At 59.7% G+C, this 15,672-nt stretch carries 14 protein-coding genes; 4 read left to right on the top strand and 10 right to left on the bottom strand.

Annotation, left to right across the window (positions count from 1 at the left end; genetic code table 11):
- The first annotated feature begins 18 nt into the window (after positions 1-18).
- A complete protein-coding gene (locus tag ACTG2G_RS17530) occupies positions 19-441 on the top strand; it encodes a GNAT family N-acetyltransferase (protein WP_421387740.1) in 423 nt (140 codons plus the stop codon).
- Between the two features lie 153 nt (positions 442-594).
- On the opposite strand, the gene ACTG2G_RS17525 is transcribed toward ACTG2G_RS17530, so the two are convergent.
- From ACTG2G_RS17525 to ACTG2G_RS17515, 3 genes are all read right to left on the bottom strand, one after another.
- Complete coding sequence (locus ACTG2G_RS17525; protein WP_421387676.1) at positions 595-2,121, bottom strand: methyl-accepting chemotaxis protein; 1,527 nt, start codon at positions 2,119-2,121, stop codon at positions 595-597.
- Positions 2,122-2,161: 40 nt separating this feature from the next.
- Positions 2,162-2,893, bottom strand: a complete 732-nt coding sequence (locus ACTG2G_RS17520; protein ID WP_439985693.1) for a substrate-binding periplasmic protein — start codon at positions 2,891-2,893, stop codon at positions 2,162-2,164.
- Positions 2,894-3,443: 550 nt separating this feature from the next.
- Positions 3,444-4,682: a uracil-xanthine permease family protein gene (locus ACTG2G_RS17515; RefSeq protein ID WP_005334784.1), complete on the bottom strand. Its 1,239-nt coding sequence runs from the start codon at positions 4,680-4,682 to the stop codon at positions 3,444-3,446.
- Between the two features lie 306 nt (positions 4,683-4,988).
- Between ACTG2G_RS17515 and ACTG2G_RS17510 the strand changes: the two genes are divergently transcribed.
- Together ACTG2G_RS17510 and ACTG2G_RS17505 are read left to right on the top strand one after the other, a co-directional pair.
- Positions 4,989-6,377, top strand: coding sequence for a hypothetical protein (locus ACTG2G_RS17510; protein WP_439985692.1), 1,389 nt, complete (start codon positions 4,989-4,991; stop codon positions 6,375-6,377).
- The gene (locus ACTG2G_RS17505) at positions 6,374-6,715 is read left to right on the top strand and encodes an RT0821/Lpp0805 family surface protein (RefSeq protein WP_064335766.1); all 342 of its coding nucleotides are present in this window, start codon (positions 6,374-6,376) and stop codon (positions 6,713-6,715) included. Before ACTG2G_RS17510 ends, ACTG2G_RS17505 begins: the two co-directional genes overlap by 4 nt.
- 89 nt (positions 6,716-6,804) lie before the next feature.
- Here the strand turns inward: ACTG2G_RS17505 and ACTG2G_RS17500 are convergent, their stop codons facing one another.
- Positions 6,805-8,520, bottom strand: a complete 1,716-nt coding sequence (locus ACTG2G_RS17500) for an NAD-dependent malic enzyme (RefSeq protein ID WP_064339679.1) — start codon at positions 8,518-8,520, stop codon at positions 6,805-6,807.
- 274 nt (positions 8,521-8,794) lie between these two features.
- Here ACTG2G_RS17500 and ACTG2G_RS17495 point away from each other — a divergent pair, with 274 nt between their 5' ends.
- A complete protein-coding gene (locus tag ACTG2G_RS17495) occupies positions 8,795-9,559 on the top strand; it encodes a substrate-binding periplasmic protein (RefSeq protein WP_439985691.1) in 765 nt (254 codons plus the stop codon).
- Between the two features lie 87 nt (positions 9,560-9,646).
- Here the strand turns inward: ACTG2G_RS17495 and ACTG2G_RS17490 are convergent, their stop codons facing one another.
- From ACTG2G_RS17490 to ACTG2G_RS17465, 6 genes are all read right to left on the bottom strand, one after another.
- Positions 9,647-10,057, bottom strand: coding sequence for a hypothetical protein (locus ACTG2G_RS17490; RefSeq protein WP_013723543.1), 411 nt, complete (start codon positions 10,055-10,057; stop codon positions 9,647-9,649).
- 159 nt (positions 10,058-10,216) lie between these two features.
- Entirely contained in the window at positions 10,217-11,188 is a 972-nt protein-coding gene (locus tag ACTG2G_RS17485) for a formate dehydrogenase subunit gamma (protein WP_421283304.1), read from the bottom strand.
- A complete protein-coding gene (gene fdh3B, locus ACTG2G_RS17480) occupies positions 11,185-11,811 on the bottom strand; it encodes a formate dehydrogenase FDH3 subunit beta (RefSeq protein ID WP_005334799.1) in 627 nt (208 codons plus the stop codon). The genes ACTG2G_RS17485 and fdh3B overlap by 4 nt, the downstream gene beginning before the upstream one ends.
- A 4-nt stretch (positions 11,812-11,815) precedes the next feature.
- Positions 11,816-14,692, bottom strand: coding sequence for a formate dehydrogenase subunit alpha (locus tag ACTG2G_RS17475; RefSeq protein ID WP_439985690.1), 2,877 nt, complete (start codon positions 14,690-14,692; stop codon positions 11,816-11,818).
- A 35-nt stretch (positions 14,693-14,727) separates the two neighbouring features.
- Positions 14,728-14,931 carry a transcriptional initiation protein Tat gene (locus ACTG2G_RS17470; RefSeq protein WP_005303194.1) on the bottom strand — a complete coding sequence of 68 codons (204 nt, stop codon included), beginning with the start codon at positions 14,929-14,931 and terminating at the stop codon, positions 14,728-14,730.
- Between the two features lie 113 nt (positions 14,932-15,044).
- Positions 15,045-15,662 (bottom strand): TorD/DmsD family molecular chaperone, encoded by a 618-nt coding sequence (locus ACTG2G_RS17465; RefSeq protein WP_439985689.1) that lies wholly within the window; start codon positions 15,660-15,662, stop codon positions 15,045-15,047.
- Positions 15,663-15,672: the final 10 nt, after the last annotated feature.

The following is a 15,672-nucleotide window of genomic DNA, read 5'->3' as shown; positions in this document are numbered from 1 at the left end:
CGCCCTTGGGAGAGCATGATGATCAGGCGCATGGAAGAACGTGATATCACCCCGCTGGCCGAGCTGTTTTTACAAGGCCGCAGACAAACCTTTCACTGGGTAGACCCCTCCCTGTTTCACCTGGATGACTTTATCGAGCAGACCCGGGGAGAAGAGATATGGGTGGCTGAGCGAGGGGGGACGCTCTGCGGATTTATCGCCGTATGGCAACCCGAGCACTTTGTGCATCATTTGTACGTTGCGAGCGACTGGCATGGTCAGGGGATTGGGCGAGCGCTGCTCGAACATGGTCTGGCAAATAATCCCCGCACGGCATCACTCAAGGTGGCAACCCGCAATACGGCGGCCGTGGCCTTCTATCATCGGCTTGGCTGGCAGCATGGCGACGAGACCGGGTACTGCGAGCTCACCGGTCCCTGGTGCAAGCTGTGTCGTGAGTAGACAACAACTCTCCAGACTGTCATGCATGGGCCCGTAAAGGGAAAATATCGATCCGGGATTGCATGGCAGAATATGAGAACACCACGACCCCCGTTGCGCGCGTGATCGCGACCACCGCTCGCACCGAGGATCCCCGCAGGGCGTATGTGCTCTCTAGACCCGAAACAGCTTGAGCAGGGTATCGAGCTGACCGGAGAGCTGGCGCAAATCGCTGCTGGCTTCAGCCACTTGCACCACCCTGGTCGCGCTCTCGCTATTGAGGGTGGCAATCCGGTTCACGCTATGGCTCACCGCCTCCGCTACCGAGTGTTGCTCTTCCGAGGCTTGGGCAATATACATGTTCATCTCGCGGATCAGACTGACCTGGTTTTTTATCTTCTCCACCGATATCTGTACATCAGCTGCTTCGGCTCCCGCACGAGAGGCCTGCTCCTGGCTCAGCAGCATCCCGGCACCAACATTCTGGGTCGCCTGTTGCAGACGTTTGATGCTGGCACTGATCTCTTCGGTCGACTGACGGGTACGACCTGACAAGGTTCGCACTTCATCGGCCACCACCGCAAAACCGCGCCCCTGATCCCCAGCTCTCGCAGCCTCGATGGCGGCATTGAGCGCCAGCAGATTGGTCTGCTCGGCAATACCATTGATCACTTCGATAATATTGCCAATGCTGCTACTCTCGGTAGAAAGGGAACGCATCAGCCCCGCCACCCGTTCCACCTCTCCCACCAGCTGGCGAATCGCCTGATTGGCATGACCGGCCAGATTGTAGCCCTGCTCGACATAAAGGTTGGCCTCATCGGTCGCCGTAGCAGTCTTCACGGCATTACCTGCCACCTCCTGCACCGCCTGACTCATCTCAGTAATGGCTGTCGCGACCTGATCCAGCTCCTGTTGCTGGGCATCACTGGCGCCCCGAGTATCCGCCGCAAGGGTGTCACAACGTTCGGCGGTCTGCAGCACGCCGGCAGAGAGCTCGTTGATTTCGGCCACCATCTCCTGAAGCTTGGCAATAAAGTGATTGATGTTGGTGGCCAGCGCGCCCATCTCATCCTGACGGAGGATCTTGAGACGCCGGGTCAGATCCCCCTCTCCCCTGGCCAAATCGAACACCGCCAGATTCATCTGATGAAGTGGTCTCAGCACATTGCGATGAATGAGTACCATCAACAAGGCAATGATACAGATATCAAGTACCAGGATCTGCCAGACAGTGGTGATCAACTGCTGGCGCAAGTTGGCCTGAATGGCCGCATCACTGGTTTCGACCAGCAATCTGGCCACGGTATTTTTCTGGCCGCTGTCGTCGTAGACCAGATCATACCCACCATAGGCCGCCGTATCGGCGGGTATGGCCGCTACAGGGGAAATAGTGCCCGCTGCATCGCGGGCAAACCCGGCCACCAGCTTCTCCTTGTTGACCACCAGCAAAGTGCTGAGCATATCGGCCGCCAGCTCGGATTTGAGCGATGCCTCGATAAAGGCCGACTCATAATTCCACAAAGGGCCAGGCAAGGAGAGCTGCAGTCGCTTGATCGCCTGCTCGACCAGCTGAGCCTGTTTACTGTAGCTCTCTTCCCTCACCGAGCTGTAGTTATAACCACCAAACAGTACCAGTAGCAGACTCACCGAGAGGGAAGTCAGTACGGCAATCCTGAACTTCAGACTTTTCCAATCCATGACTTCCTCCCGGTATTAACGGCAGCAGGAACAGTAAAACTTACTGGTACTTGGCGTTGATTTTCTCGATGGTGCCGTCGGCTTTCATGGCTGCCAGAACCTCGTTGAGCTTGTTGATGAGTTCATCGGGCGTATCCTTGTTAAACGCCAAACTCATCTGGGTTTCCTTGAACACGAAGACCGGCTTGGGCGAAGCCACTTTCTCCTTGTTGGCCAGATAGGGGGCCAGATATTGGCCGGTTGCCCAGAGATCGATACGACCGGCCTCCAGTTTTTTCACGTTGGCGGTGTCATTGGCTGCCAGCTGCAACTTGGCAAATCCCTGTGCCTTGAGATACTCGGCTGCCGCATCACCGTTGTAGCCCCCCACCGAATACTGCTTGGCCTCTTCCAGCGAAGAGACTGTGATATTGGCCGTCGAGCTGGAGAAGAACACCCAGTTGTTATTGACCAGCGGCCCCACCCATTTGAACAGCGCCTCACGCTCCGGGGTACGAGTCGTGGAGTAGAGTGCGGTGTTGGGAGTGCTGAGGGTATCTTCATACGCCCGCTTCCAGGGCATCAGGGTCAGCTTGTATTCGACGCCGGCACGCTTGAGCAGCTCTTCGACCACCTCGGTCGATAGCCCGACAATCTTGCCCCCCTCCCCCTGCATGTTGAACGGAGGGTAATCCTCGGTCATCACGTTCAGGGGCGCAGCCTGAACAGAGCTTATCGCTATCATGGAAGAGACTGAAAAAATTGTACTTTTCCACAGCAGTTGATAGTTCATTGCAACCTCGCTTTGCTTGCCATTCATCCCTGAACATCCGCCGTTACCGATGGCGGTGCACCTCTGACCCGCTGGGGTCATGCCGGCTTTCACGGCTCGCCGCCCACCCATGTGCAGCAGCAAACAGATCCGGATTTTGCCTGTGCGCAACGAAACGCAACCGGCGAGGGAGGCTCACAACAAATCGAGGAGGAAACATGCCTGGGCAGCATAAGGGGAGTGTGGAGGGGGCGGATAAACCTCTGCCATACAACAGCGCTGTGGCGAAGCAGAAGCGCATCGTTTAATGACCAGGGTCTGGGAGAGAAATGATAGAAAACGCCAACATCCATTTTCCCATACTGCTCGAGGAGACCTCAGAGCCAAACCTGTCCTTTAGCTAAGGTCACGAAAAGAGATACGTCAAATGAGAGTGCTAACCCCCTCATCTACTTCCAAATTAGATTCCAGATGAGCTCCGCAGAGCCGAAAAGTGGTGCGAGAGAACCGAAACAGAGAAGACCACCGCGAGGTGGCCTTCTACAAGTTAACGATGAACGTCTGGCGATACTCAATCCTTGGCGGCGTCCATCACACCTTCTTCGGAGTGCGCAGGCAGGATCAGGTTGAGCAGGATGGCGGCAACGGAGGCCAGGCCAACGCCGGCCAGCGCGAAGTCGCCAATCTTCATCTCCAGCGCGCCGACACCGACGGTCAGAGTCACGGCGACGATGGCGATATTGCGTGACAGTCCCAGATCCACCTTGGATTCCACCAGCGTCTTGAGACCGATGGCAGCGATGGATCCGAACAGCAGCAGCATGATACCGCCCATCACCGGCATGGGGATGGAGGTAAGCAGCGCATTGAACTTGCCGAAGAAGGCCAGAATGATGGCAAACACCGCAGCCCAGGTCATGGTGACCGGATTGAAGTTGCGAGTGATCATCACGGCACCGGTCACTTCGGCGTAGGTGGTCACGGGTGGGCCACCGATGAAACCGGCGAAGCAGACGCCGATGCCGTCACCGGCCAGCGTACGGTGCAAACCCGGATCCTTGGTGTAATCCTTGCCAGTCACGCCACCAATCGCCAACACGCCACCGATATGCTCGATACAGGGGGCGATGGCTACCGGCAACATGAACAACGCAGCAGCCCAGTTGATCTCCGGGGTTTCGAAGTGGGGCAGCGCCAACCAGGGGGCGTTCACCATGCCATCGAAACTCACCTGGCCCATGAAGACCGCCGAGACATAACCGGCAATCACGCCGCACAGGATGGGGATCAGCTTGATCCACCCCTTGCAAAACACAGCTGCAATGAGGGTGACCGCCAGCGAGATACCGGCCAGTGTCAGCGCAGTTCCCGCAGGAACCACCTGCTCACTACCGGCGCGGCCCATCGCCATGTTGCAGGCAACCTGCGCCACAGAAAGACCGATCACCATGATCACCGGGCCAATCACCACGGGCGGCAGCAATTTGTGCACAAAGCCCATCCCTTTTGCCCGGATCAGCGCAGCCAGAATGAAATACATGAAACCGGCGGCAAACAGGCCAAACATGGTGGATGGCAATCCCCAGGTCTGGGTGGCGTAGATGATGGGAGCGATGAAGGCAAAGCTGGAACCGAGGAAAATCGGGACCTGGCGGCGGGTGCAGAGCTGGAACAACAGGGTGCCCACACCGGCGCCAAGCAGGGCCATGGAGGGGTTCAGTCCGGTGAGCAGGGGCACCAGAACCATGGCGCCGAAGGCGACAAACAGGATTTGCAGCCCGGCGACACTTTGCTTGACTAAGGAAAACATGGATGTCCTTAATTTTTTGATAACTGATGGGGATATTTATCACTTTTCAGTTATCACAAGACTTTTCCAAGGCACAAAATGAACACAAATGCGTCACCTGTTACCTTTTACTGCTTGGGAAGGGCATGAAACTGGCTTTTTAGGCGGGATTCGTTGCTACAAGCATCGAGTATGCGATTTTACGCATTATTGTGACGAACGCCAATCGTTTTTCCATCATGTTTATTGTGTTCATGGTCAAAAATGCCGCCACCAGGGGCGCGCTCTATAATGGATCCTGTGAATCAAGATGGACAAGGAGTCCCCATGTCACAGCCCCCATTCAAGGCCAGCCAGCGCAGATTGCTTATTGGCTCGGCCATCGCACTCGCCCTGTTTGCGAACCCGCTCAGTTATGATTTCGCCCAAAATGAGTGGCAAATGAATCAGGCCTATGCCAAGTCCTGCTTTATCGCTGGCACTCGCATCACGATGGCCGATGGTTCCACCCGCCCCATAGAGACGCTCCGGGTCGGTGAACAGGTGCTGGATCAGCACGGCGGCAGTAACCGGATCCTGGCGATCGAACGGGTCATACTGGGCAAGCGCAGACTCTACGGGATCAATGATCTGCCCCCGTTCTTTACCGCAGAGCACCCTCTGCTGACCACTCGGGGCTGGGCGGCCATCTCACCGGCCATGACCCGAACCGAAAACCCGCAACTGGCGGTGCTGCCGCTATTTACCGGCATGCAGATAATGTGTCGCCCGGCACCTGCCATGGTGACGGGCAATCTGGCCCTGCAACCCCAGCCGGAATTACTGCTGGTTGAGTCACTCTGCTGGATCGAGGCATCTCCCACTACCGCACTCTTCAATCTGCTACTCGATGGCAGCCACAGCTACATCGCCAATGAGCTGATCGTTCACAACAAAGATGGCGATGGTGGCAGTGGGGGCAGCAGTGGTGGAGGCAGCAACAGCGGCGGTGGCAGCAACAGCGGCAGTAGCAGCAACAGCGGCGGTGGCAGCGACAGCGGCGGAGGCAGCAACAGCGGTGGAGGCAGCAACAGCGGCGGAGGCAGCAACAGCGGTGGAGGCAGCAACAGTGGCGGAGGCAGCAACAGCGGCGGCAGCGACAACGACGGAGGCAGCAACAGCAGCGGTGGCAGCGACAGCGATGGGGGCAGCGATGACAGTGGCGGCCAAGGCGAGCATGCCGGCGGAGAGCAGCATGGTGGAGGTGAACGGCATGCTGGTGGAGAAAAACATGCAGGGAGAGAACGCCATGGGGGTGGCCGCGGGTTTGGCAATGGCGTTGATGACAACGGCGTGGATGCGGTCGATGCCAATGGCAACAAGCTCAGAGGTGATGGCACCATCGATGACAACGGTGTGGATGCCGTCGATGCCAATGGCAACAAGCTCAGAGGCGATGGCACCATCGATGACAACGGTGTGGATGCCGTCGATGCCAACGGCAACAAGCTCAGAGGCGATGGCACAGTCGATGACAACGGCGTGGATGCCGTCGATGCCAACGACAACAAACTCAGGGGCGATGGCACGGTCGATGACAACGGTGTGGATGCTGTCGATGCCAACGGCAACAAACTAAGAGGTGATGGCACGGTCGATGATCGCCAGCAAGTGCTTACCGATGAGCAGGAGCGGGCGCTGCTCAACAACGGTTTTCGCCAACAGGGGCAACCATAATGCGATATCTGTTACCACTCCTCCTGCTCGGCCTCGCTGGCTGCGCCACGGTCGACACCCCGCCGCTTTACCATCAGATGGATAAGGCAGATGTTCAACTGGCCAATCAGGCCCTTGCCAAGGCGCTGGAAACCCGCACCAAAGGGCAGAGCCTCACCTGGTTCAATCCAGCTAACCGTCACTCGGGTAGCGTCACCCCGCTGCGCACCTTCCGCCATACCAGCGGGGAGTGGTGTCGCGACTATCGCGAGCAACTCTATATCGGCAAGGCGAGCCAGCAGTGGCAGGATACCGCCTGTCGCAATCAGCAAGGGCGCTGGCGGCCATTGCGAACTTAGTGAATGCCACGGGGGATAAACGAAAGGGGGTAGCAGCGCTACCCCCTTGTCATCTTTACCGATCCGTTATCCGGGCGGTGAATACGCGGTTATACCCGACGATAGGGCAGGTAAACCGGCTCCCACATGTGGTTGAGGATATGCTGCTGCAGATCCTGACCGATCAGCGGGTGGGAGGGATCCCGACGCACGATATCCTTGAGCACGGCGGTCGCCACATGCACCGAGATGCTGCGCAGCTCGCGAATGCGGGGATAGACGGCCCCTTTAGCCAGGTCCACCTCACTCACGCACTCGGCCAGCGCAAAGGCGGCGGTCGTGAAGACATCGGGTGTGATCTCGCGGATCTGGCTGACGATGGCCGCCAGACCTACACCGGGGAAGATAAAGACGTTATTGCCCTGCCCGACCCGGAACTCCTGCCCCTCGTAGCTCACATCCTTGAACGGGCTGCCAGTCGCCACGATCGCCTTGCCCTTGCTCCAACGGTAGATATCTTCCGGCAGCGCTTCACAGTTGGCGGTCGGGTTGGAGAGCGGGAACACCATGGGGCGCTCGCAATGCTGCAGCATCAGCTGGATATGCTCTTCCTGGAAGGCACCGCCCGAGCCGCTGGTACCCAGCAACACGGTAATGGGCACATGACGCAGCACATCGGCCAGATTGGCCTTGCCGGGCACCTCGGTATCCCAACCCGCCAACAACAGCCCAGGTTTGGCGTAGCGGCGCTTGTACTCGTCGAGCCCGTCCCGGTTGTCGCACACCAGCCCCTGGGTATCCAGAATGTAGATGCGATCGCGGGCCGCCTGCGGATCCATCCCCTCGCGGATCATTCCCGCGCAGATCTGATCCGCGACGCCAACCCCACCGGCGCCAGCGCCATAGACCAGATAGTTCTGCTGGCCCAGGGTCTCCCCCTTGACCTTGACCGCGCCTATGATACCGGCCAGCACCACGGCACCGGTGCCCTGAATGTCATCGTTGAATGACGGCAGTGCCTGCTGGTAGCGGGCCAGATTATTGAAGGCATTGGATTTGCTGAAGTCTTCCCACTGCAGCACGGCATTGGGGAAGTGGCGCTTGACCCCCTGCACGAACTTGTCGATGAACTCTTCGTACTCCTTGCCACGAATACGCTTGTGGGGGCGGCCCAGATACATGGGATCATCGAGCAGTTTCTGGTTGTCGGTGCCCACATCCAGCGCGATGGGCATGCAGCAGGCGGGGTGAATCCCGGCCCCAAGGGTATAGAGCGCCAGCTTGCCGATGGGGATGCCCATGCCGCCAACACCCTGGTCGCCGATCCCCAGAATGCCCTGGCTGTCGGTGACGACTATGATGCGGATCGATTTGGCATCGAAGTGACGGGCCTGACTGCCCATATCATCTACGTTGTCCGGGGTGATGTAGAGGCCGCGCGGCTTCTGGAAGCGGTGGCTGAACTCCTGACACGCCTTGCCCACGGTCGGGGTATAGATGTAGGGAGTCATCTCCTCCACATGGCGTGACAACAGGGCATAGAAGAGAGTCTCGTTGCGATCCTGCAGGGCACGCAGGTTCTGGTACTTCTCGATATCGCTGCAAGCGCTCTTGAACCCCTCATACACTCGCTCGAGCTGGGCTTCAAAAGTTTGCACCTGAGGCGGCAGCAAACCATCGAGATCAAAATCGGCCCGCTCCTGTTCGGTGAAGGCTGTGCCCTTGTTGAGGTATCGATTGTTAAGCAGATCAGTGCCGGTCAGTGCAACGGGGCGAAAATCCTGCCCCTGTGCATCTTTCCACAGCAGATATTGTCCGGTAGCCATAGTCATTCTCTTTGATTTACGTGAAATTGCCGTTCGGCAGGAGAGCAAGACTCATAATGAAATCAATCATATGACGTTTACTCGATCGGTTTTGTGAGCTTGGGCATACCCTGCGGCCAAAATAGGCGCCTGGCGGCCCCGACGAGACAAATATCCACGACAAAGAATGAGACTCATGTTAGCATTGCGGGCAACCCAGCCCCTTTCACCGCATCACAGCCGGGAGTGACCTGATGCCCTCGCCTCTGCCAGCCTGCGCCCCCTTCTTCCTGCCATGCGCCTGATCCCGCTGCTTGCTCTGTGGCTATTTCTGACCAGCCAGTCGGCTCTCGCCGCACCGGGCCGGGTGCTCAACATCATCGTGGGTGAATGGCCCCCTTTCGTCTCCGAGCAATCAAAACAGCACGGTCCAGTGGCCCACCTCATCAGCGATCTGTTCAAGGAAGCGGGCTATCAGGTGAAGTTCCACTTCGCCCCCTGGGGTCGGGTCTATTCGCTGGCGGCCAACAGCCAGCTCTACGATGCCACCGCCGTCTGGATGCACAAACCGGAGCGGGAGCAGGATTTTCTGTTCAGCGAAGCGGTGCTGCAGGAGCAGTTTGTCTTCTTCTCCCTCAAATCACGGCAGCTGCAGGCCGAGCGCCTTGAGCAAATCATCGGCATGCGCCTCGGGGGCGATATCGCCTACAGCTACGGGCCCGAGCTGGACAAGATGGTGGCCGATGGCAAGGTAACCCTACAGAAAGTCACCGACGTGAAACAGAATTTCGGCAAGCTGCTGCGCGGACGGATCGACCTCTATCCGCAAGAGCTGCGAGTCGGTCTGGCCGAGCTGCAGAGCCAGCTCGATCCCGCCAGCGCGGCACTCATCACCCACAGTCAGACCCCTTTTCTGCGCAACGACAGCTTCGTGATGTTCCCGCGCAAGATGCCAGATTCAGCCAAACTGCGGGATCAGTTCAATCAACAGTTGCAGCAGACCATCGCCAGCGGACGTTATCAGCGCTACTTCGAACGGCTGGCCCGGGGGGACTATTAACCTTGGCGAGGCAAAAACAGAGGGGATAAAACAACGGTGGCGGCCCTTTGTGGCCGCCACCTCTGTGATGCTTGTCAACTGCTGGCATTAGCCGCTGATGCCCACCTCCAGCTTGAACGGCGTCTTGGCCTTGCTGCTCTCGGCCGCCCCCATCTGGTAGACCCGAATGGTATAAGTGCCCTTGGCGGGCAGGGTTGCCTCAAAGTTGTTCCCTTCCGTAGAGCCGATAAACATCGCCTCCCCCTTGCTGCCCGGCGGCAGAATATTGAAGTAGGGCTTGCCGGTCAGGATCACCACCATGCTCTGGCCCTTGTTGGCCGTCAGCTTGTAATCGAGGGTCTGGCTACCCTGAATGGTGCCGTTGATGGTTGCCCCTGACTCCCCCTTTTTGAACTGCACTTGCTGGGTCTTGATCCCGTCAGCCGCCTGCGCCACGCCCGCAATACCACCGAAGAGCGCAGATGCACATACCGCTGCCAGCCATGCTTTTCTCATCATTTGTCATCCCTTGTGTGAATGGAACCCCTGTTACTGTTGCTCAAGGTGGCCCAAAAAACCATCGCCGTTCGCGGTATCGCTCAATCAATTTGCCATCACGATCGACCCGCCATCAAAAGGGGCGCCGCAGCGCCCCTTCTCTTTACTCTTTGTCGACCATCAGCTTGATTTGCCCGCCTTGGGCTCATCGAGGGTGTGTTTCACCTCTTCATACCAGAGGTCGTGGTGCTCCTTGGCCCAGGTCTCGTCCACCTCGCCGGTCACCATCCCCTCCAGCGCCCCTTCCAGCTGGAACAGGCCCATGTAGATATGGAAGATAAAGCCGCAGATAAGGATCAAGGCGCCTACGATATGGATGAAGCTGGCCCACTCCATCTGACGGCGCAGCTGGCCGAAGATGGGGAAGTCGAGGAACAGCCCGGTCGCAACCACAATGCCGCCAAACCAGATCAGCAGCCAGAAGATCGCCTTCTCGCCGCCGTTGGAGAAGCCCGCCGAGGGGTGACTCCCCTTGTGCTTGCCGAGCATGCCACCAAACTTCATGAACCACTGCACATCCACCATGTTGACGATGTTGTGGCGGAACCACTTGATGAGCACCCCCATCAGGCAGAGGAAGAAGAGCGGCCCCACGTAGTTGTGGAACACCTTGGCAAACCAGATCCAGTTCTCCCACACCCCGAGGCTCACCACCGGCTTGATGAAGTACTTGCCGTAGATGATGGCCAGCCCCGACCCGGAAAGGGTCAGAAACATGGCCGCCGTGGTCCAGTGCAGCGCCCGATCAAGCCGACTCCAGCGCTTGAGCTTGCGCCCGGTGCGCGGTTTGGAGAGCTTGGTCTGCCCCACCACCAGGTACATCAGACCGCACATGCCCAAGGATCCAAAGATAGCGATGGCACCGAGCGGCGACACCCACTTGGTCTTCACCTCGAACCAGAGCTGGCCCGGCACCGAGATAAGCACTCCGTGCTCCGGCGAGCGGGAGGTGGTCACCCCCTCCTGCCCATCCTTCACCGCCCGCCAATAATCGGCGCCGGCAAAGCCGACCGCCTCTTTCTCGGCATCGGCGAAACTTGCGGTACTCACCAGCAGCAGGGCAGCAAACAGGGCCATTAGCCAGGTTTTCATGCCGCCCCTCCCTGCTTGTTCAGCTTGCTGGCATCGTGAAACAGCTCATCGCCATTACCCCAAGCCGCATCCTTGGCGCCGCGATAGGCAACCCGCTCGCGGAAGATATCGGAGATGACCTGCGCATCCCCCGCCAGCAGCGCCTTGGTAGAGCAAAGCTCGGCACACATGGGCAGCTTGCCCTCGGCGATGCGGTTGGCACCGTACTTCTGGCGCTCCGCCTCGCTGTGATCCTCTTCCGGGCCACCGGCGCAGAAGGTGCACTTGTCCATCTTGCCCCGATCGCCAAAGGCGGCGGTTTTCGGGAACTGGGGCGCTCCGAATGGGCAGGCAAACAGGCAGTAACCGCAACCGATGCAGAGATCCTTGTTGTGCAGCACTATGCCGTCGTCGGTGTGATAGAAGCAGTCGGCCGGGCAGACCGCCATGCAGGGGGCGTCGGTACAGTGCATGCAAGCGACCGAGATGGAGGTCTCCCCCGGCAGGCCATCGTTGAGGGTCACCACCCGGCGGCGCTGGATGCCCCACTCGAGGGCATCGTCGTTCTCGTTCTTGCACGCCGTCACACAGCCGTTGCACTCGATGCAGCGCTTGGTGTCACACATGAATTTCATTCTGGCCATGGGATCAGGCTCCTACTTTGCGAAAACGGCACAGGGTGACCTTGGTCTCCTGCATCTGGGTGACCGGGTCATAACCATAGGTGGTGACTATGTTGACCGACTCCCCCAGCACATAGGGGTCAGACCCTTCCGGATATTTGGATCGCAGATCCTTGCCCTCGAAGTGGCCGCCGAAGTGGAACGGCATAAAGGCGAGCCCCGGCTTGACCCGCGGGGTCACCAGCGCCTTCACCTTGACCCGGCCCCCTTCCGGCCCCTCGACCCACACATCCTGACCGTCGCGCACGCCGACGTCGTTGGCATCCGCCGGGTTCATCTCGACGAACATCTCCTGCTGCAATTCAGCCAGCCAGGGGTTGGAGCGGGTCTCGTCGCCGCCCCCCTCGTACTCCACCAGACGGCCGGAGGTGAGGATGATCGGGAACTCCTTGCTGACATCCTTCTCCTGCACCGAGGCGTACTGGGTCGGCAGGCGCCACAGGCTCTTGGCATCGGGCCAGGTGGCGTAGTCGGCCAGCAAGTCGCGGCGCGGGGTGTAGAGCGGCTCGCGGTGCTTGGGCACCTGATCCGGGAAGGTCCACACCACGCAGCGCGCCTTGGCGTTGCCGTAGGGGACGAAGCCGTGCTTGATGGCGACCCGCTGGATACCGCCGGAGAGATCAGTCTTCCAGTTCTTGCCCTCAGCCTCTTTTTTCTCGGCCTCGGTCAGCTCATCCCACCAGCCGAGCTGCTTCATCAAGTCGGCAGTGATCTCGGGATAGCCGTCTTCCACCTCACTTCCCTTCGGCCAGGAGTCTTCGGCGAGCAGCGAGACGCCCTGATACTCGATGCCGAAACGGGCACGGAAACCGCCGCCCCCTTGCGAGACCGGAATGCTGGTGTCGTAGAGGATGTGGCTGCCGGGGTGCTTCATCTCAGGGGTGCCCCAACAGGGCCAGGGCAGACCATACACTTCGCCACTGACCGGGCCACCTTCGGCCTTGAGGTTGGTCTTGTGGAAGGTGTGCCAGTTCTGCTGGTGCGCCTTGAGCCGCTCCGGGCTCTGGCCGGTGTAGCCCACGCTCCACATGCCGCGGTTATATTCGCGAGTGATGTCTTCCAACAGCGGCTGGTTGTTCTCCACCTTGATGTGCTTGAACAACTGGTCGGCAAAGCCGAGCTTCTTGCTCAGCAGATACATGATTTCGTGGTCGACCTTGGATTCGAACAGGGGCTCGATCACCTTGTCGCGCCACTGCATGGAGCGGTTGGTGGCGGTGACGGAACCATAGGTTTCGAACTGGGTGGTGGCCGGCAGCAGGTAGACGCCGTCGGTGCGATCGTTCATCACGGCAGCGACTGTGGGATACGGGTCGACAATCACCATCATGTCGAGCTTTTGCATCGCCTTCTTCATCTCGGGGCCGCGAGTCTGGGAGTTGACCGCATGGCCCCAGTAGAACATGGCGCGGATATTGGAGCCCTGCTCGATCAGATCGGCGTTCTCCAGCACCCCGTCCACCCAGCGGGAGACCGGAATGCCGTTGTTGTTCATCGGCAGTTTGCCGTTGTAGGCCTTGTTGTCGAAGCGGGCCTTGATCCACTCGTAATCGACATCCCACACCCGGGCCCAGTGCTTCCAGGAGCCCTCTTCCAGCCCGTAGTAGCCGGGCAGAGAGTCGGAGGTGACGCCAAAATCGGTGGCGCCCTGCACGTTGTCGTGACCACGGAAGATGTTGGTGCCCGCCCCGCTCTTGCCCACGTTGCCGAGGGCCAGTTCGAGGATGCAGTAAGCGCGGGTGTTGTTGTTGCCTGTGGTGTGCTGGGTACCGCCCATGCACCAGACCACGCAGCCGGGGCGGTTGTCGGCCAGCAGTTTGGCGGCGCCATAGACCTGCTGTTCGTTGAGGCCGGTCACCCGCTCTACTTCGGCCGGAGTCCAACGCGCCACCTCTTTTTGCACCTCATCCATGCCGTAGACGCGGGTGCGGATGAACTCCTTGTCTTCCCAGCCGTTCTTGAAGATGTGCCAGAGCATGCCCCAGATAAAGGCGACGTCGGTGCCCGGGCGCAGGGAGAGGTACATGTCCGCCTTGGCGGCGGTGCGGGTGCGACGCGGGTCGACCACCAAAATCTTGCAGCCGTTGCGCTCTTTCGCCAGCAGGATGTGCTGCATGGCGACCGGGTGGGCCTCCGCCGGGTTGGAGCCGATAAACATGATCGACTTGCTGTTGTGCATGTCGTTCAGACTGTTGGTCATGGCGCCGTAGCCCCAGGTGTTGGCGACGCCAGCGACCGTGGTGGAGTGGCAGATCCGTGCCTGGTGATCCACGTTGTTGGTGCCCCAAAGCGACGCCATCTTGCGAAACAGGTAGGCCTGCTCGTTGGAGTGCTTGGCGGAGCCGAGCCAGTAGACGCTGTCGGGGCCGGACTCCTTGCGAAGGCGCAGCACCTCGTTGCCCACCTCTTCGATGGCCTGATCCCAGCTGATGCGCTGCCACTTGCCGCCCACCAGCTTCATCGGGTACTTGAGGCGACGCTCACCGTGGCCGTGCTCGCGCAGGGCCGCCCCCTTGGCGCAGTGACCGCCAAGGTTGAAGGGGTGATCAAACGCCGGCTCCTGACCGGTCCAGACGCCGTTCTGCACCTCGGCATAGACGCCGCAGCCCACCGAGCAGTGGGAACAGATGGTGCGCTTCACCTCGACCGGCACCCCGGCCGCCACGGTTTTGGCCTCGGCCCGCTGCATCATGGCAGGGGCCAGCCAACCGGCGGCCACGGCGCCACCGGCCACCAGACCCGAGTTGACCATAAAGGCGCGACGGGTCAGCCCCTGACCGCGAACAGCCTGATTGCCCTGCTCGCCCGCCTGGGGCTGCTCGGCACGTTTTGTCAGTTTCATAAGTTATCCTTCGCTATGTTCGGCACTGATCCGGCTCAGTCGGTGCCGCGCAGGGTGCGATAAAAGTCGTGAACATGGGGGGTCTCCCGATAGCCCTTGTCAGGCTCGGTATCGTGGGTCAGCACCTCTTTGCCCACCACCCGACCGGTGGCACCGGCCAGCACGCCTATGGTGGCAACCACGCCAACTCCCTTGATCAGATTGCGGCGGGACGGGTCTTTCAGCTGTTCATCGCTCATTCTTGTGACCTCTGTTGTTGTTCTTGCCGGCGCCTGCGCGCCAGCTTCGCGTCCAATGGGATATCTCGTCTGCTCGTTTATGCGCAGCTCTTGTTATGCGCAGATAAGGGCGTTCAGCCCGGCACCACGCAGGCGCCAAACGGTAGGCGCAATTCGTTTTCCAACTTGAAGAAATCTTCGGCAAGGGCGCCGACCGCCCGGTAGAAGCTGCCCCCTTTCGCCTGTTGCTGATCGCGGCAGCAGGCGAGTACCCAGGGGGCAAGGTGGCGTTCATAGAAGCGGTTGCGCTCCGGGTGCTGCTCGGCAATCAACACCGCCATCACCTCACAGAGGGCGGCGAGATGATCTTCCGGCTCGCACACTCCGCTCTGGCGCTCGAAGCCGAGGGACTGCAGATCTGCGCGCAGCACCGCCAGCGGCAGCTCCATCAATGAGCCGGTGAGATACCAGGAGGCAAACGGCACGATCTCCCCGCGCCCCAGCCCGATAAAGAGATCCTGATACTCCTCGGCAAGCTCGTTTTCGTGGTGGCTGCTAGCCGCCAGCTGCACCAGCCCCAGCCCTCTGGCAAAGGGGCCCGGCATCGGCTGCAACCCTTGCAGCCAGGCGAGCTGTTCGCCACGGGGAGCGGCGCGCCAGAGACTCGCCAGCAGGGCGTAGAGATCGGCGCTGCTCTGTTCCAGTTCGGTCATGGTCAGTTCGTCAGCCTTTTCGTTATGTTGTTCACTCATCACTGGCCCC

The sequence above is a fragment of the Aeromonas sp. 55A genome (assembly GCF_051919665.1).
Classification (GTDB): domain Bacteria; phylum Pseudomonadota; class Gammaproteobacteria; order Enterobacterales; family Aeromonadaceae; genus Aeromonas; species Aeromonas veronii.
The sequence above is the reverse complement of the archived record's forward strand: the minus strand, read 5'-3'. Positions and strand labels throughout refer to the sequence as shown.

Bases quoted from the DNA above. Each gene is read 5' to 3' on its own strand.
- ACTG2G_RS17475 (WP_439985690.1), bottom strand. From the start codon at position 14,692: ATGAAACTGACAAAACGTGCCGAGCAGCCCCAGGCGGGCGAGCAGGGC.
- ACTG2G_RS17520 (WP_439985693.1), bottom strand. From the start codon at position 2,893: ATGAACTATCAACTGCTGTGGAAAAGTACAATTTTTTCAGTCTCTTCC.
- ACTG2G_RS17495 (WP_439985691.1), top strand. From the start codon at position 8,795: ATGCGCCTGATCCCGCTGCTTGCTCTGTGGCTATTTCTGACCAGCCAG.
- ACTG2G_RS17515 (WP_005334784.1), bottom strand. From the start codon at position 4,682: ATGTTTTCCTTAGTCAAGCAAAGTGTCGCCGGGCTGCAAATCCTGTTT.
- ACTG2G_RS17470 (WP_005303194.1), bottom strand. From the start codon at position 14,931: ATGAGCGATGAACAGCTGAAAGACCCGTCCCGCCGCAATCTGATCAAG.
- ACTG2G_RS17485 (WP_421283304.1), bottom strand. From the start codon at position 11,188: ATGAAAACCTGGCTAATGGCCCTGTTTGCTGCCCTGCTGCTGGTGAGT.
- fdh3B (WP_005334799.1), bottom strand. From the start codon at position 11,811: ATGGCCAGAATGAAATTCATGTGTGACACCAAGCGCTGCATCGAGTGC.
- ACTG2G_RS17510 (WP_439985692.1), top strand. From the start codon at position 4,989: ATGTCACAGCCCCCATTCAAGGCCAGCCAGCGCAGATTGCTTATTGGC.
- ACTG2G_RS17525 (WP_421387676.1), bottom strand. From the start codon at position 2,121: ATGGATTGGAAAAGTCTGAAGTTCAGGATTGCCGTACTGACTTCCCTC.
- ACTG2G_RS17500 (WP_064339679.1), bottom strand. From the start codon at position 8,520: ATGGCTACCGGACAATATCTGCTGTGGAAAGATGCACAGGGGCAGGAT.
- ACTG2G_RS17465 (WP_439985689.1), bottom strand. From the start codon at position 15,662: ATGAGTGAACAACATAACGAAAAGGCTGACGAACTGACCATGACCGAA.
- ACTG2G_RS17490 (WP_013723543.1), bottom strand. From the start codon at position 10,057: ATGATGAGAAAAGCATGGCTGGCAGCGGTATGTGCATCTGCGCTCTTC.
- ACTG2G_RS17530 (WP_421387740.1), top strand. From the start codon at position 19: ATGATCAGGCGCATGGAAGAACGTGATATCACCCCGCTGGCCGAGCTG.